Origin of the sequence: Pedobacter sp. PLR, assembly GCF_026239675.1 — a bacterium.
Lineage (GTDB): Bacteria > Bacteroidota > Bacteroidia > Sphingobacteriales > Sphingobacteriaceae > Pedobacter.
In genome coordinates this window covers 79715-103885 of record NZ_JAPIVQ010000005.1, presented here as the reverse complement: position 1 = coordinate 103885, position 24171 = coordinate 79715, and the positions used below count along the sequence as shown (strand labels likewise).

The 24171-nt window shown below is 40.5% G+C and carries 29 protein-coding genes; 28 read left to right on the top strand and 1 reads right to left on the bottom strand.

Annotated features, from left to right (window positions below; translation table 11 throughout):
• The first annotated feature begins 2 nt into the window (after window positions 1–2).
• From OQX61_RS13575 to OQX61_RS13555, 5 genes are all read left to right on the top strand, one after another.
• Window positions 3–470, top strand: coding sequence for an SRPBCC family protein (locus OQX61_RS13575; RefSeq protein WP_265842262.1), 468 nt, complete (start codon window positions 3–5; stop codon window positions 468–470).
• A gap of 2 nt (window positions 471–472) precedes the next feature.
• Window positions 473–928, top strand: coding sequence for a sterol desaturase family protein (locus OQX61_RS13570; protein WP_265842261.1), 456 nt, complete (start codon window positions 473–475; stop codon window positions 926–928).
• Window positions 928–1629, top strand: a complete 702-nt coding sequence (locus tag OQX61_RS13565) for a lycopene cyclase domain-containing protein (protein WP_265842260.1) — start codon at window positions 928–930, stop codon at window positions 1627–1629. Before OQX61_RS13570 ends, OQX61_RS13565 begins: the two co-directional genes overlap by 1 nt.
• Window positions 1619–2173 (top strand): lipocalin family protein, encoded by a 555-nt coding sequence (locus OQX61_RS13560; protein ID WP_265842258.1) that lies wholly within the window; start codon window positions 1619–1621, stop codon window positions 2171–2173. Before OQX61_RS13565 ends, OQX61_RS13560 begins: the two co-directional genes overlap by 11 nt.
• A 334-nt stretch (window positions 2174–2507) precedes the next feature.
• On the top strand, window positions 2508–3563 hold the full coding sequence (locus OQX61_RS13555) for an FUSC family protein (protein WP_265842257.1): 1056 nt from the start codon (window positions 2508–2510) through the stop codon (window positions 3561–3563).
• Window positions 3564–3600: 37 nt separating this feature from the next.
• Here OQX61_RS13555 and OQX61_RS13550 read toward each other — a convergent pair whose 3' ends face one another.
• The gene (locus OQX61_RS13550) at window positions 3601–3873 is read right to left on the bottom strand and encodes a VOC family protein (protein WP_265842256.1); all 273 of its coding nucleotides are present in this window, start codon (window positions 3871–3873) and stop codon (window positions 3601–3603) included.
• A 753-nt stretch (window positions 3874–4626) separates the two neighbouring features.
• Between OQX61_RS13550 and OQX61_RS13545 the strand changes: the two genes are divergently transcribed.
• The 23 genes from OQX61_RS13545 (at window position 4627) to moaCB (ending at window position 24171) form a co-directional block, all read left to right on the top strand.
• A complete protein-coding gene (locus OQX61_RS13545; protein WP_265842255.1) occupies window positions 4627–5235 on the top strand; it encodes a DNA-binding response regulator in 609 nt (202 codons plus the stop codon).
• Between the two features lie 130 nt (window positions 5236–5365).
• Window positions 5366–5821 (top strand): cupin domain-containing protein, encoded by a 456-nt coding sequence (locus OQX61_RS13540; RefSeq protein WP_265842254.1) that lies wholly within the window; start codon window positions 5366–5368, stop codon window positions 5819–5821.
• 112 nt (window positions 5822–5933) lie between these two features.
• Complete coding sequence (locus OQX61_RS13535) at window positions 5934–6785, top strand: aldo/keto reductase (protein WP_265842253.1); 852 nt, start codon at window positions 5934–5936, stop codon at window positions 6783–6785.
• A gap of 1 nt (window position 6786) precedes the next feature.
• Window positions 6787–7869, top strand: coding sequence for an alpha/beta fold hydrolase (locus OQX61_RS13530; RefSeq protein WP_265842251.1), 1083 nt, complete (start codon window positions 6787–6789; stop codon window positions 7867–7869).
• A gap of 24 nt (window positions 7870–7893) precedes the next feature.
• Window positions 7894–8523: a flavodoxin gene (locus tag OQX61_RS13525; RefSeq protein ID WP_265842250.1), complete on the top strand. Its 630-nt coding sequence runs from the start codon at window positions 7894–7896 to the stop codon at window positions 8521–8523.
• A gap of 12 nt (window positions 8524–8535) precedes the next feature.
• Window positions 8536–9585 carry an alpha/beta hydrolase gene (locus OQX61_RS13520; protein ID WP_265842249.1) on the top strand — a complete coding sequence of 350 codons (1050 nt, stop codon included), beginning with the start codon at window positions 8536–8538 and terminating at the stop codon, window positions 9583–9585.
• 84 nt (window positions 9586–9669) lie between these two features.
• Window positions 9670–10113 (top strand): nuclear transport factor 2 family protein, encoded by a 444-nt coding sequence (locus tag OQX61_RS13515; RefSeq protein WP_265842248.1) that lies wholly within the window; start codon window positions 9670–9672, stop codon window positions 10111–10113.
• Between the two features lie 22 nt (window positions 10114–10135).
• Window positions 10136–11752 carry a carboxylesterase family protein gene (locus tag OQX61_RS13510; protein ID WP_265842247.1) on the top strand — a complete coding sequence of 539 codons (1617 nt, stop codon included), beginning with the start codon at window positions 10136–10138 and terminating at the stop codon, window positions 11750–11752.
• 11 nt (window positions 11753–11763) lie between these two features.
• On the top strand, window positions 11764–12495 hold the full coding sequence (locus OQX61_RS13505; protein WP_265842246.1) for a carboxymuconolactone decarboxylase family protein: 732 nt from the start codon (window positions 11764–11766) through the stop codon (window positions 12493–12495).
• Window position 12496: 1 nt separating this feature from the next.
• Window positions 12497–12976 carry a cupin domain-containing protein gene (locus OQX61_RS13500; RefSeq protein ID WP_265842245.1) on the top strand — a complete coding sequence of 160 codons (480 nt, stop codon included), beginning with the start codon at window positions 12497–12499 and terminating at the stop codon, window positions 12974–12976.
• Between the two features lie 112 nt (window positions 12977–13088).
• Window positions 13089–13562 (top strand): (2Fe-2S)-binding protein, encoded by a 474-nt coding sequence (locus tag OQX61_RS13495; protein ID WP_265842244.1) that lies wholly within the window; start codon window positions 13089–13091, stop codon window positions 13560–13562.
• On the top strand, window positions 13559–14176 hold the full coding sequence (locus OQX61_RS13490) for a hypothetical protein (RefSeq protein ID WP_265842242.1): 618 nt from the start codon (window positions 13559–13561) through the stop codon (window positions 14174–14176). Before OQX61_RS13495 ends, OQX61_RS13490 begins: the two co-directional genes overlap by 4 nt.
• Window positions 14177–14187: 11 nt before the next feature.
• Window positions 14188–16344 (top strand): molybdopterin cofactor-binding domain-containing protein, encoded by a 2157-nt coding sequence (locus OQX61_RS13485; protein ID WP_265842241.1) that lies wholly within the window; start codon window positions 14188–14190, stop codon window positions 16342–16344.
• A gap of 12 nt (window positions 16345–16356) precedes the next feature.
• On the top strand, window positions 16357–17475 hold the full coding sequence (locus tag OQX61_RS13480) for an XdhC/CoxI family protein (RefSeq protein ID WP_265842240.1): 1119 nt from the start codon (window positions 16357–16359) through the stop codon (window positions 17473–17475).
• Window positions 17472–18062 carry a nucleotidyltransferase family protein gene (locus OQX61_RS13475; RefSeq protein ID WP_265842239.1) on the top strand — a complete coding sequence of 197 codons (591 nt, stop codon included), beginning with the start codon at window positions 17472–17474 and terminating at the stop codon, window positions 18060–18062. The genes OQX61_RS13480 and OQX61_RS13475 overlap by 4 nt, the downstream gene beginning before the upstream one ends.
• Complete coding sequence (moaA, locus tag OQX61_RS13470; RefSeq protein WP_265842238.1) at window positions 18059–19039, top strand: GTP 3',8-cyclase MoaA; 981 nt, start codon at window positions 18059–18061, stop codon at window positions 19037–19039. The genes OQX61_RS13475 and moaA overlap by 4 nt, the downstream gene beginning before the upstream one ends.
• 9 nt (window positions 19040–19048) lie before the next feature.
• Window positions 19049–20227, top strand: a complete 1179-nt coding sequence (glp, locus tag OQX61_RS13465) for a gephyrin-like molybdotransferase Glp (RefSeq protein ID WP_265842237.1) — start codon at window positions 19049–19051, stop codon at window positions 20225–20227.
• Window positions 20228–20231: 4 nt separating this feature from the next.
• Window positions 20232–20972 carry a sulfite exporter TauE/SafE family protein gene (locus tag OQX61_RS13460; RefSeq protein WP_265842236.1) on the top strand — a complete coding sequence of 247 codons (741 nt, stop codon included), beginning with the start codon at window positions 20232–20234 and terminating at the stop codon, window positions 20970–20972.
• 1 nt (window position 20973) lies between these two features.
• A complete protein-coding gene (locus OQX61_RS13455; protein ID WP_265842235.1) occupies window positions 20974–21468 on the top strand; it encodes a molybdopterin-binding protein in 495 nt (164 codons plus the stop codon).
• Window positions 21469–21472: 4 nt separating this feature from the next.
• The gene (locus OQX61_RS13450) at window positions 21473–21706 is read left to right on the top strand and encodes a MoaD/ThiS family protein (protein WP_265842234.1); all 234 of its coding nucleotides are present in this window, start codon (window positions 21473–21475) and stop codon (window positions 21704–21706) included.
• A gap of 6 nt (window positions 21707–21712) precedes the next feature.
• Window positions 21713–22810 carry a HesA/MoeB/ThiF family protein gene (locus OQX61_RS13445; RefSeq protein ID WP_265842233.1) on the top strand — a complete coding sequence of 366 codons (1098 nt, stop codon included), beginning with the start codon at window positions 21713–21715 and terminating at the stop codon, window positions 22808–22810.
• 7 nt (window positions 22811–22817) lie between these two features.
• Window positions 22818–23261, top strand: a complete 444-nt coding sequence (locus tag OQX61_RS13440; protein ID WP_265842232.1) for a molybdenum cofactor biosynthesis protein MoaE — start codon at window positions 22818–22820, stop codon at window positions 23259–23261.
• 1 nt (window position 23262) lies between these two features.
• Window positions 23263–24171, top strand: coding sequence for a bifunctional molybdenum cofactor biosynthesis protein MoaC/MoaB (gene moaCB, locus OQX61_RS13435; RefSeq protein ID WP_265842231.1), 909 nt, complete (start codon window positions 23263–23265; stop codon window positions 24169–24171).

Genomic DNA, 24171 nt, shown 5'->3' with positions numbered 1-24171 from the left:
AAATGATTTATCAACTTAAAAAAGAGCAACAACTATATTGTGATATTGAAAGTGCCTGGGATTTCTTTTCTTCCCCTCACAATCTTTCACGTATTACGCCCAAAGAAATGGGCTTTGATGTATTAAGCGATCTACCTGAGGTGGATATATATAAGGGAATGATTATCGATTATACAGTTTCCCCTGTGCTGGGTATTCCACTGAAGTGGCAGACACAAATTACAGCGGTAAACTACCAAAAGAGCTTTACTGATTTTCAGAAAAAAGGTCCCTACAAATTATGGCGACATCATCATGAATTTATCCCAAACGAGAAGGGAATTTTGATGATAGATACAGTGGATTATGAACTGCCATTTGGTATCATTGGCAAGATGGCGCACAGTTTTATGGTAAAGAAAAAACTGGAATATATTTTCGACTATCGTTACCAGGTTTTGGAACAGATATTTATACCGTTAAAACATTAAACATGAATTTCATTATCCTACTGATAACATTTATATTGATGGAAGGCACCACCTGGTTCATTCACAAGTATATCATGCATGGTCTTTTATGGGTATGGCATCATGACCATCACGACCACAGCACTGAAGGACCTTTCGAGAAAAATGATTACTTCTTTGTGATTTTTGCCTTACCGGCTATTGCTTTAATCTATTTTGGTTCATTAAATCATTTCAATTACTTGTTTTACATTGGACTGGCTATTACGCTTTATGGAATAACCTATTTCTTCGTACATGACATCTTTATTCACCAACGCATTAGATATTTAGCAAATACCCAAAACCCTTACTTACTGGCTATTCGCAGGGCACACAAACAACATCATAAACACCTGGGTAAAGAAAAAGGTGAATGCTTTGGTTTTTTATATGTGCCCATAAAATATTTTAAAATGTATTATAAAAAGACGAAGTAATGAAACCATACACTTATTTACTAATAAATTTACTAACCATCAGTGTTTGTTTTATTTTCTCTTTTGACAAGAGAATTCAGTTCAACAAGCATTTTGCGGCCTTTCTTAAAGCGAGCATTTTAGTCGCTATTCCTTTTATTGCATGGGATATATGGTTTACCGCCCATCAGGTATGGTGGTTCAATACAGATTATACTACAGGATTGATTCTTTTGGGACTGCCTATTGAAGAGTGGCTTTTTTTTATCTGTATCCCATTTTCATGTGTGTTTACTTATTTCTACCTGGATAAATTCTTCAATCTTGCCTGGCTAAGTGCCTTTAACAACATTATTGTTTTTGTCAGTATCATCGTATGCGTAGTTGTAGCATTATTGCATTACGACAAAATCTACACTTTTGTAACAGCTATAGTAACGACAACAGCGCTAATTTATCTGCATTTTATAGTAAGAGCACCCTGGATCAGTCAGGCGTCTTTTGTATTTGCCATTTTGATGCTTGGATTCCTCCCTGTTAATGGTGTTTTGACGGGTACTGGTTTGGAATCTCCGATTGTGAATTACAATCCGAAGAGTTTTTTAAATACTCGGATCCTTACTATTCCAATAGAAGATGCCGTGTATGGTTATACACAGTTTTTACTCAACATCTATTTATTTAAAATATTTCAAAAACCCGTAAATAATTATGAAGAATAAGATCTTCGTTCCAATTCTTACAATTGCAGCAATTGTAATTTTAAATTCCTGTGCATCGATCCCTAAAAAAGCAAAACCAATTACAAATTTTGAGGTAAACCGCTATTTAGGCACCTGGTATGAAATTGCCCGTTTTGACTTTCGTTTTGAGAAAGATCTGGATAATACAACGGCACAATACAGTTTAGAGGAAAACGGAAATGTAAAAGTGCTAAACAGTGGTTATAATTATAACACAAAGGAATGGAAGTCGGCAAACGGAATTGCTAAATTCAGAGGCGATAAAAACATCGCTGCTTTAAAGGTCAGTTTTTTTGGGCCATTTTATGCAGGTTACAATGTACTAGCGATTGACAAAAATTATCAATATGCTTTAATTGCCGGAAAAAATTTAGACTACCTGTGGATTTTATCCCGTGAAAAAAGCATACCGGATGATGTAAAGAGTAGCTATCTTAAGATTGCCAGCGACATTGGATACGACACATCCAGACTAATATGGGTGAAACAAGATAAAAAGAATCCTTTTATCCATGAGAAGTAAGATCACAATATTATCTCCTAGACGCTATTTGCCTTTAGAAGATAATATTGCCTTGCGTCACGCTTTGAAGGGAGAGGTGCAAATACCGGTTACTCCTTCGATAAAAATTATATTCAGTTTTGCTTTTCCGTTGTAATACATCACTTGGAAAGTGAAAATGATATGGCTCTACCGAAGAACAATACAAATGCAGTAGAATAGTGAGAAATTGTTGCTGGGTGTTACCAAAAACACCGGAGAAAGGAAATATTCATTATCAACAACTCATAATTGGGCCTAAATTTTAATATCTTACTTTAATTATTTCTTCTTGAGGTGACAACAATGTTCAATTATGTGGAAACAACTATTTAAATTCAATAAAACAGACCGGGCCTGGCATCTTCCTGTTGTAGCAGGATTTTGTGTCGCTATTCCATTATTACTAGGCCTTCTGTATAATGATATTGAGGCAGGAAAGCTTGCATCGATCGGAGCACTCGTAATCCTGTATATCCAATCCAACAGATTGGTTAATCGGATGATGATTCTGATGGTTTGCAGCTTTGGCTTTATTTTTTCATTTGCTATAGGCGTAGTTTTCTCATTTAATCCATGGTTGACACCCGTAATATTGGCATTATATACTTTCGGCGTTCATTATTCGCTAAATCGTCTTGAGTTAACCATTCCACCAGGAAACTTTTTCTTTGTCATGATTGCATCTATAGCAATTTCACTTCGCCACAATCCAACAAACATAGCGAGCAGTATCGGAAACTTTTCCATTGGTGTAATGATTGCCTTTATGATCGCTTTTTTCTATAGTATTCTTGTGCTGCGAGAAGGTACCAACAAGCCCGATGTGATAGTTTTACAGAAAAATACCTATGTAAATATGACAGAATCGATAATTTTCGGTATCATGGTAGGGCTGGCGTTGCTGATAGCCATCTTACTGAAGCTTGAAAATCCCTATTGGGTGCCCATCTCCTGTATGGCGGTAATGCAGGGAGTAACTGCCAAACATATTTGGATTAGGGCTGCGCAAAGAGTACTAGGTACTTTTATAGGTCTGGGTTTAACCTGGTTTATTTTGCAAATGCAAATCACAACGTTAGGAATATGCATAAGTATTTTACTTCTTCAAACCATCGTTGAATTTCTTGTGGTAAGAAATTATGGGATAGCGGTTATTTTTATCTCCATGTTAACCATATTTCTTGCTGAACCTAATATGAATTTAATAGGACAGCCTGATCATTTAATAGCAATAAGGTTTTTTGATATACTGATCGGAAGTATAATTGGAGCAGCTGGTGGTTGGATGCTTTACCATGAGCAAATCCATTTCTTTACGAAAAAGCAGCTATTAAAGACTAAAGTTATCATGAAAAAATATGGGCATTAATGTGAAAAGGAGTCGTATTTTTGATATATGGAGCAGTTTAAATGCCGATATTGGGATAAAGAATCGCAGTATGGTAAAGCCCCACACCATCCCTACTAGCGGGAGGTGCATCTTTGCTATGCCAGGTATTTAAACCTATATGATGGTGGTAGCCTCCGGCAGAAATAAATGCAGCCTGATCTCCATGCAGGGTGGTTACTTCAAAACCTAGCAAGTCACGGTAAAACTGAAGTGATCTTTCCAGATCGGCTACTTTGAGGTGGACATGCCCATTACGTGTTTGGGCTGGTATTTGATATGCTTCTATCATTATACTAAATGAGTATTAATTTCTATCAGATTGATAAGAATTTTGTGAACGGGACAACTGTTGGCTACGGCGAGTAGTCGTGATCTTTGTGTTTCATCAAGATTGCCAAGTAATATCAGTTTTCTATTTATGACCGTGTTTTTTTCATTTTCGTCTCTTTCCAGTAAAGATATTGAGTAGTTTAGAGGCCTCCCTAACAGATAAAAATTCAGCAGGCTGCTTATTAACTTCAATCAAAGCTGCAGTTTGTTTCACCTCCAGGTCGGATGCTTTTATCTTAAGATCACGAGCCTTCTGTTTTGCGTGTCTACGATTGCATTTAAGACTACAATAGTGGGTAACAGTAGTCCTCGCGATAAAAGTATTCAGGCAAAATTCACAAATTCTTTTAACGGCAATATTCGAACTCATAATATGATAATTAAAATACCTGCAATCGGTTCCCAAACCCCTCTTCACTTAAATCATCGATGGTAATTTACCCCCAATTTAAACCCCATTTAAGGTAATTAAGGTGATTTAAGTGGGATTAAGAGGAACTAAGCGCCATAATTTCCCCTCAAAATTTTAGGGCATAAAAAAACGCATTCGAGTTACAAATGCGTTACAAAAGTCAGAAAAACAAATGCATAAATCCAAAGATATGGACAAAAGAAATCCACATAACTTATTAACAATAAACCACTTAATTGTCATTACTTGTCGTAATTATGTGGTAATTATCATCGGTTATTTCCCATTAGGATAACCAACATGAAGATACTTATCGTTGAAGATGAAACAGCCGCATACGAGAGTTTAGTTGAGGTATTGAAAGAAATTGATCCTGAAATAGAAGTTTTGGGAAATACCGAAAGTGTAAACCAAACCATTAATTGGCTAAAGGAGCAGCCCCTACCTGATCTTATATTAATGGACATCCATTTGTCTGACGGATCTGCATTCCTGATTTTTGAACACATTGAAGTTGAAGTGCCGATTATTTTTACAACGGCTTATGACGAATATGCGATCGAAGCATTTAAAGTAAATAGTATTGATTATTTACTCAAGCCCATAAAAACTATTGAATTAGAACGTGCGCTCCAAAAATTCACAAAATTATCCCGTACTGGGATTGCCGACTATGTAGCGAAAGTCAACCACTTGGCACCAACTCCACGTTACCAAAACAAACTATTAATCCCCGCCAATTTTTTTCGCGCGAATAAGCAATTCATCATTGCCCGAAATGCGGTCAAAAATATTACGGTATGGTTCGATAGCCGATTGCTGGTTACCCTTGACAGAGCGGTTCCAGAGCGTATTTACATCAGTAAGAATAAAGCCGCTGAGTTCAAAGAGTGGTTAGTTAATGAGTAATCAAATGATTTTTGGTTTAGGCCTTTCGTCTTAAAGTGCTTGATTTTCGTGTTGGTTCCTCCATCCAATAAAGCATGAGATAATTTCTCGATATTTAGGTATGTCAAGTTTAGAATCAAAAATCATCAATATGAAAAAAGCACTATACATTCCCATTTTATTATTTGTGGGACTCGCCAAGCCTGTTTTAGCACAAGAAAGCCCTCTTTTCCCGAAAGGTGAAAAATCTCCAAATGTTCATCATGTAGGAAATGTTTGGCTCACAGAATTAAATGCACCAGATAGCGTATTCGCTTATGGTACCTCAGTAGCCATATTTGATCCGGGAGCTAGATTGGATTGGCATAGTCATCCAGGGGGACAGATTTTAATCATTACTGAAGGGGTTGGTTATTATCAAGAAAAGGGAAAACCTAAACAGATCGTAAAAAGAGGCCAAGTAGTCAAATGTCAGCCAGGAGTTGAACACTGGCATGGTGCCACACCTGAAAGTGGTGTCACTTACATTGCAACCTCTCCTTCACAGAAAGGTAAAACAATATGGTTAGAGCGAGTAACCGATCAAGAATACAAGGGCAAAAAATAACCTCAGCCATCATCAGTAATATTGGTAATAGAACCCGTAATCGGTATACCAATTTCAATTGTATTATACCGGAAATTTGTAATAACAAGGTTTTACCTCAAACCATTTAAAAATGAAAACAGTTAAATTGAATAACGGAGTAGAAATGCCCATCCTGGGATTTGGTGTGTTTCAGATACCCGATGCTTCCGAATGCGAAAAAGCAGTAATTGAGGCCATAGCAACAGGTTATAGGTCAATAGATACTGCCGCTTCTTACCTAAATGAAGCTGCAGTAGGCAAAGCCATTAAAAATAGTGGCATAGCAAGAGCAGAACTTTTTATCACCACCAAGCTTTGGGTACAGGATACGGGCTATGAAAAAACAAAAGCCGCATTTCAGAACTCTCTGGATAGACTGCAGCTAGATTACCTTGACCTGTATCTAATACATCAGCCTTACGGTGATATTTTCGGTTCCTGGAGAGCTATGCAGGAACTTTACCAGGAAGGAAAGATCAAAGCGATCGGTGTTGCCAATTTTCAACCAGACAGAGTGATTGACCTGATCATAAACAGTGGTTTTACTCCTGCAGTGAATCAAATTGAAACCCACCCTTTCCACCAACAGATTGAAACGCAAAAGTTTTTAGAGGAGAACAATGTACAAATAGAATCCTGGGGACCATTTGCAGAAGGAAAAAACAACATCTTCCAAAATGAGCTTTTAGCTAGTATTGGACACCAATACAATAAAAGTGTCGCACAAGTAATACTTCGTTGGTTAACCCAAAGAGGTATTGTTGCTATTCCCAAGTCTGTTCGCAAGGAAAGAATGGTAGAAAACTTTAACATTTTTGATTTTGAACTTTCCTCCGAAGATCTACAGGCTATATCCACATTAGATACAAATGCAAGCCTATTCTTTGAGCATAGAGATCCAGCAATGGTAAAATGGTTGAGTGAACGCAAATTAAATGTATAAAATGAATAAAGAATTAGTCAGGTTTTTAGGGGCTTTTACATTATTGTTGGCAACGACCATATGGGGCAATGCCCAAACCAAAAAGCCCCCCTTAACCATTGCTCAACAAGGTAGCTTTGCTGTTGGGGGAACAATGAATACCGATCCGGGAAAATTCACTTTGGAAAATGCATTGAAACCTCAGGGACAGACCTTTCATGGTGACCATGCTTATGCCTTTTACCAAATTCCAGTAAAAGCCCGTAAATATCCACTGGTTTTTCTCCATGGAGCTGGACAATCCAAAAAGACATGGGAAAGTACCCCTGACGGAAGAGAAGGATTTCAGAATATTTTCCTCAGACGTGGTTTTGGGGTTTATCTACTTGATCAACCCAGACGAGGAGATGCTGGAAAGAGCACTGTTGCGGCAACCATAACTCCCATTGCTGATGAACAATTCTGGTTCAGCCAATTCAGGATCGGGAATTATCCAGATTATTTTCCCAATGTCCAGTTTCCAAAAGATCCTGCTTCACTAGAACAATTTTATAGGCAGATGACTCCAAATACCGGTGCTTTTGATGCCAATGTAGTTGCAGATGCAGTGTCGCAATTATTTGATAAAATCGGCGATGGCATTCTCCTAACGCATTCACAAGGTGGCGGTCCTGGCTGGTTGACAGCTATAAAGAATGAAAAGGTTAAAGCAGTAGTCGCTTACGAACCCTATAGCGGTTTCTTATTTCCTAACGGAGAGCTCCCAGAGCCGATTAAATCTGCCGGGCTATTTGGTGAGTTGAAGGGGACTGAGATACCCTTGTCGGATTTCCTTAAACTGACGAAGATGCCGATCGTAATCTACTATGGTGATAATATCTCGAAAGCGCCAACCAATATATGGAATAAGGACCATTGGCGTTCAGGTCTTGAAATGGCGAGACTATGGGCAGCCTGCATTAATAAACATGGAGGCGATGCAACTGTGGTACATCTGCCGGAGATCGGAATAAATGGAAACACGCACTTTCCCTTTGCTGACCTGAACAATATCCAAGTAGCCGATGTATTGTCCAGCTGGTTACGAAAAAAGGGTCTGGATTAATCGACTACAACAAGAAAAACTGAAATGAAGACCTTAAAAATAAATTGGTTATGGCTCAGCACAACTTTATTGTTACTATCCTCCTGCTCACGCGCACAGGTGTCAATGCCCCAAAAAACTGAATTATTGAACGATAAAAAAGTATTGATCGTTTATTTGTCGAGAACAAAAAACACCAAAGCCCTTGCAGAACTCATCCATCAGAAAGTTGGTGGAGACCTGGTTGCCTTGGAGCTGGTCAAGCCCTATCCCGAACATTATCAAACCATTGTGGATCAGGTTGCCAATGAAAACATCACAGCCTTTTTACCTCCTTTGAAAACAAAGATTGACAATATCGATAAATACGATATCGTCTTCCTCGGATTTCCAACCTGGGGAATGCAACTGCCCCCACCGATGAAAAGCTTTCTGAACCAGTACGATTTAAGCGGTAAAACGGTCATTCCCTTTAATACCAACGCTGGCTATGGTATTGGCAGCAGCTTTGAAACAATCCAGCAATTGTGTCCAAAAAGCAAATTACTAACAGGTTTTTCAACCACAGGTGGCAAAGAAAGAGATGGTATTTTATTCGTGATGAAAGGCGAAAAAGAAAAGCAGGTTCAGATTGAACTTCAAAACTGGTTGAATAAGATAGGTCTGTTTAATTAAACAATATTTAAAATGAAACTGATAAAAACGACACTAACAGCAGTATTAATGACCGCAATCATCATTGCTTCCGCTCAAACCAAACCCAAAAACTCATTTGGCTTGGTGTATGGAGATGCCATTGCAGCCAATATACCCGGGAAAGTAAATATTCATCCGGTCAGCTATAAGCTGAATGGAATTGATATCTCAGCAAACATCTATACCCCTAATGGTTACGACAAATCAAAGAAATATCCGGCAGTCGTACTGGCTCATCCTAATGGTGGCGTGAAAGAGCAGACTACCGGGTTATATGCTCAACGTTTGGCCGAGTCGGGTTATATCACGATTACAGCGGATGCTGCATATCAAGGTGCTAGTGGCGGGCAACCCCGTCATGTCGATAAACCGGCAAACCGAATTGAAGATATTCATGGTATGGCAGATTTTATCACCCGATACGCAGGAGTTGATAAAAACCGCCTGGGAATTTTAGGTATTTGCGGTGGCGGTGGTTATACTTTAAAAGCTGCACAGGGAGATAAACGCTTCAAAGCGGTAGCAACTTTGAGTATGTTTAATTCTGGTGAGGTCAGACGTAATGGTTTTCAGAATTCGCAATTGACAACGATCCAGGAACGATTAAAGCAAGCTACTGATGCCCGAGCTCAGGAATCCTCAGGTGGAGAAGTGATTTATACAGGTGTGGCCATGCCAACAGATGAAGAAATTGCCAAAATCCCTACTGATCTTTATCGTGAGGGGTTTATGTATTATTACAGAACCCATGCACATCCCAATTCTACCTTTAAATACACCTTAAGTAGCCTGCTTGATTTAATGACTTTTGATGCCGCCACTAACATGGATCTGATCAATCAGCCCCTATTGATGATGGCCGGAAGCAAAGCCGACTCAAAATACATGACAGATGAGGCTTTTGAAAAAGCAAGCAATGCAAAGACTAAAGAACTCTTTGTTATTGATGGTGCCACGCATATCCAAACGTACTGGAAACCTGAATATGTAAATCAGGCGGTGTCAAAACTGGTTGATTTCTTTGGTAAAAATCTTCGTTAAGGTAGCTGAAAAAAAGGATACGGCCAGATGGGAGTAGTTATTGAAAACAAAATTCATGGTGTTATAAAATTTAAACCAATCAATATGAAATCTTTAATTATCGGAATATTAATTATTATGGGTACACAATCATCCTTCGCACAAAATTCTAAGGTAGACGAGGAAATTATTAAACTTTCCAAAGATAAATGGACCTGGATGTCCGACAAGAATATAGAAGTTCTTGACAAGTTTTTTCACGAAAAATCTGTCTTTGTACACATGGGCGGATCCTGGGGAAAACAACAAGAAATCAACGTCATAAAAAGTGGAAACATTTGGTACAAAAAGGCGGATATCCATGATGTTTCTGTGAAAGTAATCGACAATACGGCCATTTTGCTGAATAGAATTGATTTGCTGGCCGTTGTTGGCGGAAATGAAGTGACCAATCCATTTATGGTAACAGAAGTTTACATCAAACAAGATGGATCATGGAAACTAGGCTCCTTATCCTTTACCAAGCTGATCGGTGCTGGTGGCAAATAACAACCTATAAAACCAATCAAACATGAAAAAAATATTAACAGGTTTAGCCATCATGATAAGTTGTGGCTTGCAAGCTCAGCAAAGGGCAGTAAATGCCAACACTACCGATAGACCAACGGTACGTATTGCATCGGGAAGCTTACAGGGTGGAACTGATGGAAAAGTGGAGACCTTCAAAGGAATTCCATATGCGGCAGCACCAGTGGGCGAGTATCGTTGGAGACCGCCCCAGCCTGTTCCTAAATGGCAAGGAATACGTGATGCGAACAAGTTTTGTGCAGATTGTGCACAGGCTGGTTGGCCACGTACTGCCGGCAAGATTGCAGAAAATACATCAGAAGATTGCCTGTTCCTTAACTTATGGCGCCCTGCCAATACTAAGACAGGAGCAAAACTCCCAGTCATGGTTTGGATCTATGGTGGTGGTTTTGTTGGCGGTAGCGGCTCAAGGCCTGAAACTTCAGGAGAGCAGTTTGCTCAGCAGGGTGTGATCTTAATGACCTTCAACTATCGCTTGGGCCGCCTTGGTCATTTTGCATTCCCCGCCTTAACAGAGGAGCACCCAAATGAGCCGAAAGGCAGTTATGCCTATATGGACCAGATCGCTGCCCTTAAGTGGGTGAGACAAAACATTGCAGCATTCGGTGGAGATCCAAACAATGTTACTATTTTCGGAGAATCTGCCGGTGGTGTCTCGATACATTCCCTATTGACTATTCCCGCTGCAAAAGGCCTTTTTCAGAAGGCAATTATCGAGTCTGGAGGTGGCCGTGATGGAGTACTCACCGGAAGACCGATTCGCGAAGAAAATGCAGATCCCTACTACCCCATTTCAGCTGAAACAATTGGAAAAAACTTTGCCCGAAAACACGGGATCGACGGCAAAGATGCAGCCGCACTCGCAAAACTTCGAACGCTGACTGTTGAGCAAATCGTTGACAATGGACAGGAAACTGACGGTCAGGGAGGTTTGCCAATCTACTCCGGTCCTATTCTCGATGGCAAACTGGTTGTAGAGACTGCGCAGAGCGCATATCATGCTGGTAGACAAAACCGTGTTCCACTTATTATCGGATCTAATAGCGCAGAAGTCCCTGCTGGATTCGTTAATGCCAGTACCAAGGAGGAATTATTTTCTTTATTCGGAAATATGCGAGCTGAAGCTATAGCTGCTTATGATCCAAATGGCAACACTGATTTCGCCGAAATACTCTCGATGGTCAATACTGACAAAGTCTGGGCCGAACCCGCAAGGTTCACCGCTAATGCATTTACCGTCAAGGGCGATCAGGCTTATATTTATCTCTTCTCTTATGTACCTGCCCTGATGCAACAGCGGATGCGATATGGCGCATCACATGCCTCTGAAATCCCTTATGTATTCAACAATCTTAGCGCTCGAAATGGAGCCACCATCCCAGCCAAAGATCAGGAAGTTGCCGTAATGATGAATACCTACTGGGCAAACTTTGCTAAGACCGGTGATCCCAATGGAAAGGGATTGCCTAAATGGCCAGTCTTCCATACCAAAAAGAATGAACTGCTGGAGTTCCGCCTGGATGGTTCTGCACTTGGCATTCCTGATCCTAAAAAAGCTCGTCTTGATGTGATTGAGAAGCTAGCAAAAGACAAAAAGTAAAGAAATCAATCATGAAAAAGAATAAAATATTTATCGCATTATTCAGCACATTCAGTTTTATTTCGATGATGCTGAATGCACAAGAAAACCCAAATCAAAATGTGGTATTAAGTCCCAAAGAGAAAAGTATTATTGGAATTGCAGCTTTAACGGGAAAAGGTGATCTGACTAAGCTTAAGACTGCATTGAACAGTGGGCTCGATGCAGGACTGACCACCAACCAAATCAAAGAAAGTCTTGTCCATGTCTATGCCTATGCTGGCTTTCCACGAAGTATCCGTGGACTTCAAACCTTTATGACTGTACTGGATGACCGCAAAGCCAAAGGAATCAATGATGTAATGGGCGCTGAAGCATCACCAATCAATGACGAGCGAAGCAAGTACGAACGCGGTAAGGCCATATTGAAAGAATTGACAGGCGTAGCAGAACAAGGACCAAAAACTGGTTATGCTGCTTTTGCCCCTGAAATCGAAATATTCCTTAAAGAGCATTTGTTTGCCGATATTTTTGAACGCGATGTACTCAGTTATAGAGAAAGGGAAATGGTAACCATCGCGGTACTAAGCAGCATTGGCGGAGTTGAACCCATGCTAAGTTCTCATTTGAATATTTGTATAAATCTAGGTTTAACACCTAGCCAATTGCTGGAATTTCTTGATGTTATAAAATCAAACATTGGTAAAAAGGAGTTTAAATCCGCCAGCATTGTATTAAACAGTGTACTTAAAAACAAAAAGTAAAATGAAGTATCTCATAAATATCAATCTCGCATGCTTATTGGCGCTACTTTACTCCTGTAATTGTGGTCCCGTAGAAAGCAGTTCAAAAACAGAAAAGGCAGCTATTATTTTCCCAAAAGGAGATAAAAACACGAATCAGAATTTCAAAGGAGAGGTATGGGTCAAATCCCTGGTGGAAACCGATAGCTTAAATGAATCCGCGGTTGGAAATGTCACTTTTGCTCCCGGAGCGAGAAGTAACTGGCATATTCACCCTGCCGGACAAATTTTGCTGGTTACAGATGGTGTAGGGTATTACCAGGAAAAAGGAAAATCAAAAGTCATACTGCGTAAAGGGGATGTGATTAAATGTCCACAAAACCTGGCGCATTGGCATGGAGCAAGTGCAGATACTGCATTTGTCCAGCTTGCGATAACGAGTAGAAAAAATGGCCCAACTATATGGTTACAAGCCGTTACAGAAAAAGAATACCGAGATTAACTTTAGGAGTTGAAGCTAAAATCGTAACTTCTATTTTCTTAAAAACCGAAAAAATCATAAAATCCAAGCTTATCAATAGAGAACCAAAACCTATCAAATAAATTAATTGATTATGATTAACCTAACTATCAATCAGAAACCTTACTCGATAGATGCAGACCCGGAAATGCCCTTATTATGGGCATTGCGAGATCTTATCGGGCTCACTGGTACAAAATACGGATGTGGCGTTGCTCAATGCGGCGCATGTGTAGTACATTTAAATGGTGAAGCAGTGCGTTCATGTGTCACCAAAGTCAGTCGTGCAGCAGGACAAAAAATAGTCACTATTGAAGGTCTCTCAAAAAATAATGACCATCCGCTTCAACTGGCATGGAATGAAATAAGTGTACCCCAATGCGGTTATTGTCATTCCGGACAACTCATGTCTGCAGCCGTATTACTACGAGAAAACCCAAATCCTACAGATCAGGATATAGATAATGCCATGGCAGGAAATATTTGCCGTTGTGGCACCTATCCCCGCATTCGTAAGGCGATACATTTAGCAGCGGAATTACAAAAGAAGGAAAGGGAGGCGAAATGAAAAAATCAATCATGATCATGTCCATCATCCTTACCATGGTAGGGCTGATGGCTTTCGCCTGGCATACAGGAAATCGTAAAGAAATTCTTTCCTCACCAGTAGTTGTGCCCATAAAAAAAGATAGCATTGCTTCTGTTAAAGCATTTGAAAAGGTTTATCGCGTACTAATGAGTCCACGCTGTATGAACTGTCACCCATCTGGGGACATCCCTTTACAGGGAGATGATAGCCATTTGCATGAAATGTTTCCTAAAAGAGGAAAAGATGGTAAAGGTTTATTTGCCATGAAATGCGGCAGCTGCCATCAGCCATCCAATACTCCAGGTAAACACAGCCCTCCGGGGAACCCGGAATGGCATTTACCTCCAGCAGATATGAAAATGGTTTTCCAGGGCAAAACCGCAGCTGAACTGGCTAAACAGTTGATAGACCCGAAACAAAATGGCAACAAGTCAATGAAGCAATTGTTAGCACATTCAGAAGATGGTTTAGTCCGCTGGGGCTGGCAGCCTGGAGAAGGTAGAACCTTACCTCCGATGAGTCATGCAGAATTCAAAAAAGCATGGGAAACCTGGCTAAACAACGGTGCTTATGCGCCTAAATCAAAACCTTAAAAACCAACAAAATGAGCACTAAACAGGTATCCAGAAGAGATTTCCTCAGAGTTTCAGGTCTGGCAGGCACAGCATTGTGTCTAGGTTTCTATTTTCCATCCAGCGCTAAGGATGCAGAGATTATCAATACAACTGGTATAACAAGTTCAGAGGTTGAGCTCAATGCCTGGATTCATATTGACACCAGTGGTAAAGTAACGATTTTCAACCACCGTGCCGAAATGGGTCAGGGTTCTTTTCAATCGGTTCCACAAATTATAGCCGAAGAACTAGAAGTCGATCTAAACGATGTAAACATCGTTTTTGCACAGGGAAACCGGGAAAAATACGGCAATCAGGTAACTGGTGGAAGTTCAACTATACGCAGTTCATATAAGAACTTATTAAAATTAAGTGCTACAGCAAGGGTGATGCTGATTACTATTGCTGCACAAAAATGGAATGTCAATCCTGCAGAATGCTATGCAGCATCCGGGCATGTATTCCATAAGGTTTCTGGTAAGAAATTTCACTACGGAGAACTTGTTGAACAGGCAGCTAAATTGAGCCCACCAAAAGAAGTTATCCTTAAAAAAACGTCTGAATATAAACTGATTAGAAAACCCCTGCTCAGACAAGACACCCCGCTTAAAACAAATGGTACAGCGGTATTTGGCCTGGATAAGAAGTTGCCGGGGATGTTGTATGCCACAGTGGAGCGTAACCCTAGATTACGGGGTATTGTGAAAAGTTATGACGATGCTGCCACCTTAAAGGTACCTGGAGTGATTAAGGTATTTAAGGTACGCATGGGTGTTTTTAAAACTTTCCGGGAAGGAGTAGCAGTAGTAGCCAATTCTACCTGGGCAGCAATGCAAGGAAAAAAAGCATTAAAAGTCGAATGGGACGATTCCGGCTTTGAACACATCAATACTGCCGAAATATACCAACGTCAGCAGGATAGTCTTCAAACTCAGGAAGGGCTGTTTGCAAAAAAGCAAGGAGATCCTGATGCCATCCTCAAACAAGCGGAAAAAACCGTAGATGTTGTTTATCAGACGCCTTATCAATCCCATAGCTGCATGGAACCTGTTAACTGTGTCGCTCATTACCAGGGTGATAAAGTAGAGATCTGGGGACCTATCCAGGCTCCGGAATGGGTACAGGATTACATTAGTGAACAGCTCAATCTTCCTAAAGAAAAAGTAATTGTGAATATGACCTTCCTTGGTGGTGGTTTTGGTAGAAAAGCATTCATGGATTATCCTCATGAGGCTACGATGATCTCCAAAGAAATGAACGCTCCTGTTCAGGTGGTATGGACCAGAGAAGACGATGCCACACAGGGGCCCTACCGCCCAGGAATTTCCTACAGATGTCAGGGAGCGATTAACGATGGAATCGTCACTGCACTAAAATTTCGTATGGCCGGTCAAAACAATGACCACTGGAGAAGCGGTAAAACTGATCAGGCAAACAGGAGTACTTCTGAGGGTTTTTTAAAACCTTACTACGATAGCATTAAAGATATCAGCTTTGCAGAGGTACAATTCGAAACCCCAATTCCAACGATGTGGTGGAGATCAGTATATGCTTCCACCAATGGCTTCGCTTATGAAAGTTTTCTAGATGAGATGGCTATAGCAGCAGGGAAAGATCCATTAGCACTTCGCAGACAATATTTACAGGAGGAACGTTCCCAGTTGCTCATTGACAAAATGGAGGAAGTTTCAGGCTGGAAACATAGAAAGAAAAATGAAGGGTTTGGAGTAGCCATTACAGAGTGTTTTGCAAGCACCGTAGGTCAGATTGTAAAAGTATCAAGAGCTGCCGATGGCAAGATTAAAATTGATCAGGTTTGGGCAGTAATGGATTGTGGCTGGTATGTGAATCCGGATATCATTAAGGCTCAGGTGGAAGGCAGTATTGTGATGGCCTTAGGCGCAGCTACCATTCATGAAATCACCTTTAAAGACGGACTTGTAGAACAAAGTAATTTCTACAATTATAAAATGCCAAGAATTACAGACATTCCACCAATTGAGGTTTACATTATGGAAAATGAAGCTGATGCAGGTGGTGTTGGGGAACCTGGATTACCTGCCTTCGCTCCTGCCCTTACCAATGCAATATATGATTTAACCGGAAAGCGGATTCGCAAACTTCCATTTGATTTAAGTGCAGTTTAAAGGGTTATTCTTATGAAAGAAATCACGGACATACTTAAAGCTTATAAAAAGGCCGTAAAAGCACAGCAAAAAACGGCACTCGCTACTGTGGTTCAGGTGGAAGGATCTTCCTATCGCCGGCCAGGGGCCAGGATGCTAATTACTGAGGATGGTCAGCTCACTGGGGCAATCAGTGGTGGATGTCTGGAAGGAGATGCCTTAAGAAAGGCACTCTCGGCGATCGTTCAAAAGGAAAATAAGCTGATTACTTATGATACGACCGATGAGGAAGATGCCACAATTGGGGTTCAACTAGGATGTAATGGTATTGTACATATCCTTTTTGAACCAATAATAGATGTGGATCCGCTGAACCCCATCGCACTTTTAGAAGCTTTGGTTGCTGAACGGGAAGATGCGGTGCTAGTCACCCTATTTTCTTTGACTGACAAAAGCCAGCCTGGCAGCAGTATGATTTACCGGAAGGAAAATTCTCAATCTAGAACTCCTGGGTCAATTCAGCAAGAGGTAATGAAAACCGCTGCAGCCGTTTTGAAGTACAAAACTTCTTCCTTTGAAATTTATCAGTTAGAACAAAATGCGATAACTGGTTTTTTCCAGTTCATAAGGCCGGCTATTTCCCTGGTCATTGCCGGAGCTGGAAATGATGCACAACCTTTAACAGAAATGGCCTATTTGCTTGGCTGGGAAGTCAGTATTGTTGATGGCAGAGCTACCCATGCTTCAAGCTTACGTTTTCCAAATGCAGCACGCGTGATCATCGCTAAACCTGAACAGGTTTTATCAAAAATCAGGATTGATGAACAAACAGCATTTGTGCTGATGACCCATAATTACAATTATGATCTTGCACTGCTGAACCTACTTTTAGACACAAACAGTCCATATATTGGCAGCTTAGGTCCTAAAAAGAAATTGATCCGTATGCTCGATGAGCTAAACAGGAACACAAAAGAAAACGAGCTGCGGGTGCATGGACCTGTTGGACTTGACATTGGTGCAGAAACCTCGGAAGAAATCGCCATCTCCATCCTTGCGGAGATCAAAGCTGTTTTTTCAGGAGCTTCATCAAACGCGTTGAAAGAAAAAAAAGGCCCAATTCACCAGCAGCAACAAATAAGCAACCTATGAAAACCGGGATCATCATATTGGCGGCAGGTAATTCCAGTAGACTGGGAAAACCCAAACAATTGCTAAATTATCAGGGTAAAACCCTACTGGAAATTGTCAGCAGAGCCGCTATTGCCTCTTCCTGCAAACCTATTATTGTGGTACTTGGTGCCTATGCAACAGAGATTTCTGCAAAACATCATTTTCCCGAACTAAAGTATGTCATCAATGACCAATGGGAAAGAGGGATGTCTTCCAGCATTGCAGTTGGAATGTCTGCAGTTTTAGCCATCAATCAAGACATTCAACAGGTGATCATTGCGGTATCGGATCAGCCCTTTATCAGTGCTGAAATTTTTGAAAACCTGATAAAAACACAACAACTGAGCGACAAAGGAATCATCGCAAGCAGTTATGCAGAAACATTGGGGACACCTGTGCTTTTTAGCAAAAAATACTTTCCTCAGCTTTTATCACTCCAAGGAAATCAAGGAGCGAAACAACTTTTAAATGAATATCCTGAAGATAGTTCAAGTCTGGTATTTACCCTTGGTGATATCGATATTGACACGACATCAGATTACAACAATTTAAACCTACAAAGATGATAGCAGATTCTTTTGGACGAGTACATGATTATCTGCGGATATCGTTGACCGATAACTGCAACTTCCGCTGTTTTTACTGCATGCCGGAGGAGGAGTATGACTTTACTCCCGCATCGAGGTTGATGCAACCTGAAGAAATTCTTCAGCTGGCAAAAATATTTGTGGCCCATGGCGTCAAAAAAATCCGATTAACCGGCGGGGAACCACTCGTGCGCAAAGATGCCGCCGAGATTATTCTGGCATTAGGCCAGCTTCCAGTAGAATTGGTGATCACCACCAATGGAACAAGGATCGCAGAAATACTGCCAACGCTTTTACAAGCGGGTATCAAAACGATAAACATTAGCCTGGACACACTACAACCAGAAAAATTCCTACTCATCACACGCAGAGATCTGTTTCATCAGGTCCGAAGTAATATAGAACTCCTGCTACAGCATAAGCTTATTGTAAAAATCAATATGGTAGTGATGAAAGGACTTAACGAGGAGGAGATTGAAGACTTTATCCTATGGACTAAACATCATCCCCTACAGATCAGGTTCATAGAATTCATGCCTTTTAGCGGAAACAAATGGACCAGTAATAAAATGTTTTCACTTCAGGAGATCCTGGCTAGCATCGCTAAAGATTTCGCCTATATACCGGTTAAAGGCGATGCTCATGACACCGCTAAACATTTTATGATCCCCGGACACCAAGGCTCTTTTTCGATAATCAGCACTATGACTGCTCCATTCTGCAGCACTTGTAACAGAATGCGTTTGACGGCAGATGGCAAACTTAAGAACTGTCTTTTTAGTGATGGGGAAACTGATTTACTGACCGCCCTTAGAAATAATCAAGAGGTACTCCCACTGATACAGGCTTCTATATGGGCTAAGAAAAAGGAATTGGGAGGCCAATTAAATACTCATTTTGAAAATCTAGATGCTGCTGCAATTCATAACAGAAGCATGATTACCATAGGAGGATAAATCTTTAACATGATCACAGTCACTGAAGCAAAAACGCTCATTTCAAGCCACATTACCCCTCTGAATTCAACAATGGTTCGTTTAGAAAAAGCATCCGGTTTAATTCTTGCAAAAGACATTTATGCCGGCTGCGATATACCTGCCTTCCGGCAATCGTCAATGGACGGTTATGCCATTAAATTCGAAGACCGGGCAAAGGAACTGATTCTGGCTGGGGAAATGGCCGCAGGAACAGACCAATCTATCACCTTAATCAAGGGCGAAGCCAGCCGGATATTTACCGGAGCCCCCTTACCTATTGGGGCGGATACCGTAGTAATGCAAGAAAAAGTAAGCCTAAAAGGTGGCCGTATTGTCCTTCAGGATGAAAAACTACAACCGGGGGCGAATGTCAGGGATCAAGGTGCTGAAATCAAATTTGGTGATTTGGCAATGAAAAAAGGAACTTTATTGAGTCCTGCAGCAATTGGATTTCTTGCTGGAATCGGAATCCTTAATCTAGAAGTTTTCCCCTTGCCAAAAATCTCCATCATCGTGACCGGTAAAGAACTGCAGCAACCAGGACTTGAACTTGGTTTCGGTCAGGTCTATGAATCCAATTCCTATTCCCTTTCTGCGGCATTAAAAATTGAAGGTCTTGCTGAGCTTAATATTTTTCAAGCTGATGATGACTTGGGCCAACTGACTCAGATTTTGGATGAAGCACTTACCCTTAGTGATGTGGTATTGCTTACCGGTGGGGTCAGTGTTGGAGATTACGATTTTGTCTTGGAAGCCTCAAAAAATTGCAGCATAGAACAGATATTCCACAAGGTAAAACAGAAGCCTGGTAAGCCTTTATTTTTCGGAAAAAAAGGAACTAAATTGATCTTTGGTCTACCCGGAAATCCTTCCTCAGTATTGAGTTGCTATTACAATTATGTCCTTCCTGGAATTAAACAATTATCGCAGCAAGCAGACAGCGTAAGGTATATCCAGGCCAAACTGGCAAAGGATTATAAAAAACCTACTGGCCTAAGCCATTTCCTAAAAGGAAGCTATGAAAACGGGCGAGTAAGTCCGCTAAATGCACAAGAATCTTTCCGTCTAAGCTCCTTTGCTTTGGCAAATTGTCTGATCTGCCTGGAGGAAGAGAAAGAAGATTTCCTTACTGGTGAAACTGTAACGATCATGATGCTACCTCAATAATTTTATGGAAGAAAACTTTATCCTTTTTTACGGCTTACTTTTCATAGTAGCCTTTTTATATGCTTCAGTGGGACATGGAGGAGCCAGCGGCTATTTAGCACTAATGGCCATTTTTGCAGTCTCACCTACAATAATGAAACCAACGGCATTACTGTTAAATTTATTTGTATCCTCTACCTCCTTTATTCAATTTTATAGAGGTGGTTATTTCAAGTGGAAAACATTCTGGCCATTTGCTTTCGCCTCCATCCCATTGTCTTTTATTGGAGGAATGATGGTGATTGAAAGTGCAGTATATAAAAAAATCCTTGGCATTCTGCTGCTCATACCGGTCATCCGTTTTTTATTCTTCAGCAATACCGATCCTAAGGATTTCAAGGCTGCCAATATCCCGCTTTCTCTGGCTATTGGAGGTGTAATTGGACTGCTCTCTGGCATGATAGGTATTGGTGGAGGCATTATCCTCTCTCCCATTCTACTGCTTTTAAAATGGACTGACCAGAAGCAGACCGCAGCCATAAGTGCTGCTTTTATATTTGTAAACTCGGTTGCGGGTCTGGGTGGTCAGCTTATTAAAGGTTTTGAGTTTAACAGTGCTATGCTTGCTTATGTAGGAGTTGCTTTTGCAGGAGGAATTTGCGGAGCCTATTTCGGTGCTTTAAAATTCCCACAGAATGTATTAAAAAATGTACTTGCTGGTGTCCTTGCGTTAGCCGCTTATAAATTAATATTCACCCATGCTTAATATGAAATATCTGATACCCATTTTATTGTTTTTCTGTTCATCTACCGCTGCGCAGGAAAGCAAGCAGTTTATCGTTGATGGAGAGGTTAAAAATACCCGTACGATCAACATGGAGACACTCAGTCACTATAAAACATTCAGTTTAGACAGCCTGATCATTTACAACCACCTGATGCAAAGAAAAAGCAGCCTTAAAAACATTAAAGGGGTGTTATTGAAAGATGTTTTAGCTGAAGTTGAGATTACCGCTGAGCATCCAAAAGTGCTGAGCGAGTATTACCTGGTTTGTACTGCTACCGATGATTATAAAGTTGTCCTTTCCTGGAATGAGGTTTTCAATTCGAAAAAGGACGGCATCCTTATTCTAACTAGTTTTGATACTAATCCGGCAAAAAAAGAAAATGGCAACATTGCCATGATTGTGACCACAGACCAGGCAACAGGCAGAAGATTTGTAAAAGGGCTGAACAAAATCAGCATTTTAAAGGTAAATTAGTAATATGGAAATTGAGATCATCAGTTTCGGAAAAATATCCGAATTTATACCGCGCCAGAAAATAGACATCACTGGTATCAGTGATACAGATACATTAAAAGTACACCTGGAGAAGGCTTTCCCACAGATTAGTACAATGAAATATAAGCTTGCTTTAAATGAAAAGCTTGTTCAAAACAACACCCTGATTTCAGGGAATGAAGTGGTCGCAATTATGCCCCCTTTTTCTGGAGGGTAATCATCAATGGCAACAGAAAGGTACCATAGGCAGGTTATTCTCAATGGTTTTGGGGAAACTGCCCAAGTTTTATTATCAAAAGCCCGAGTTCTGGTGATTGGCGCAGGAGGAATTGGTTGTCCTGCCCTGCAATATCTTGCCGCAGCTGGGGTTGGATCTATTGGGATTGCAGATGATGATACCATCGCCCTTTCTAATCTTCACCGTCAGGTTCTATTTAACACCGATGATATAGACAAGCTAAAAGTCCGGATTGCCAGGAAAAGACTTGAAAAGATGAATCCGGAGATTGAAATCATTTCCCATCCTTTAAGACTTCAAAGAGAAAATATACTTACTTTATTAAAAGGCTATGATTTCGTACTGGATGGAACCGACAACTTTGAGTCCAGATACCTCATTAATGATGCCTGTGTATTACTTGGGAAAGCTCTGATATTTGCTGCCATTTCTGGATTTGAAGGACAATTGGCCATATTTAATGTAGCGGACAAAAAAGGTCAGCGCTGTAATTACAGAGATCTATTCCCGATTCCTCCTCAGCCGGGAGAAATTCCAGGTTGCACAGAGAACGGTGTTTTGGGCGTGCTCCCAGGAATTATTGGCATTATGGCAGCTGCAGAAACCATCAAGCTGATTACCGGAATCGGACAGCCATTAATTAATCAGCTGCTCCATTATAACCTGCTCAGCCATGATCAATATAAAATGACAATTAGTCCCGGAGATAATTATGTAATGGCTGATAATGAAAATGATTTCCTAAAAATGGTAGATCCCAGTTTTTGTAACTTGAAACCAGGTTACAATGAAATTGATGCTGAACAACTAATTATCCTTCAAAAGCAATCGACAATTATTATAGATGTCAGGGAGCAACATGAGCTTCCAATTCTAAACGATGAGGTCTACAAGAAAGCACCCATGACTGAATTTCCAATATTTTTGGATAGCGAAATTGAAGAGAAAAACATTGTATTCATTTGCCAACACGGCATACGCAGTATTCTTGCTGCTCAAGCCACACAAGAAAAATATGGCAGCAGGAAAAACATTTACACGCTAAAGGGTGGTATTGTAAAATGGAGAAATTACTTTATATAAGTACAAAATGAGTGATATAAAAATAAAAAACATATTTGTAAACGGCAAAATTGAGTCAGGTTTTATAGGAGAAAGTATTGCAAAACACAGTTCCAAAACAACCATTGGCGGTCACAGTATATTTATGGGACAAGTGAGAAGAGATGATCAGGGTGGTAAATTTGTATATGCGATAGAATTCACAGCTTATGAAACTCTTGCTTTGGAAAAAATGAATCTAATCAGGGAGGAGATTTTTGACAAATACCCAATCATTTGTTTACATGTCTACCATAGCCTTGGGGTCGTTAATACCGGTGACATCTGCCTTTTTGTATTCTGCTCTGCTGCACATCGTACGCCGGCTATTGATGCCTGCACAGAGATCGTAGAGCGGTTAAAAACAGAGCTACCTATTTGGGGCAAAGAGATATTTGAGGACGATTCACATCAATGGAAAGAAAACAACTAACATGGTAAACATTACAAACAAATCAAATACATTAAGAATTGCCATTGCAATGGCCACTGTTAAAGTTTCAAAAGTTGAAACAATTGAGGCCATTGAACAAAGAAAAATACCCAAGGGAGATGTTTTTGAATTTGCCCGTGCTGCCGGACTTTTAGGCGTAAAAAAAACAAGTGACCTCATCCCCGATTGTCATCCACTACCGATAGAATATACCGCGATAACTTACGAAATTGAAGGGCTGGAAATCCATATAACGGTGGAAGTGCATACCATTTACAAAACCGGTGTAGAAGTGGAAGCCATGCATGGCGCTTCAATAACTGCGCTCACGATGTATGATATGCTGAAACCCATTGACAAAGGTGTGGAGATTCAAAATATCAGGCTATTAAAAAAATCAGGTGGCAAATCTGACTTTAAAAAATCTCAATTTAGCGAGATAAAAGCGGCTGTAATGGTTTGTTCTGATTCTATCTTTTCCGGAAAAAACCAGGATACTTCCGGGAAACATATCATTAGTTTGTTGGAACAATTTGGAATAGAGACACTCAAATATGAAGTACTCCCAGATGAAATCAGCGCAATCAGTGTAAAGGCACTAGAGCTCTGCCAAGCCGAAAATCAACTGCTTATTTTTACTGGTGGAACAGGTCTATCTCCACGAGACGTTACCCCTGATGCGCTCTCGCCATTAATTGAACGCAAAATTGAAGGCATTATGGAAACTGCAAGATGGTATGGACAACAACGTATGCCTTACGCTATGTTATCAAGAGGCATAGCCGGTTTTATTGGGGGAACTCTTGTACTTACCTTCCCTGGATCAAAAAACGGAGTTGAGGAATACATGAATGCCTTATTCCCACAGATACTGCATCTTTTTAACGTGAATAAGGGCCAGAATCACTAA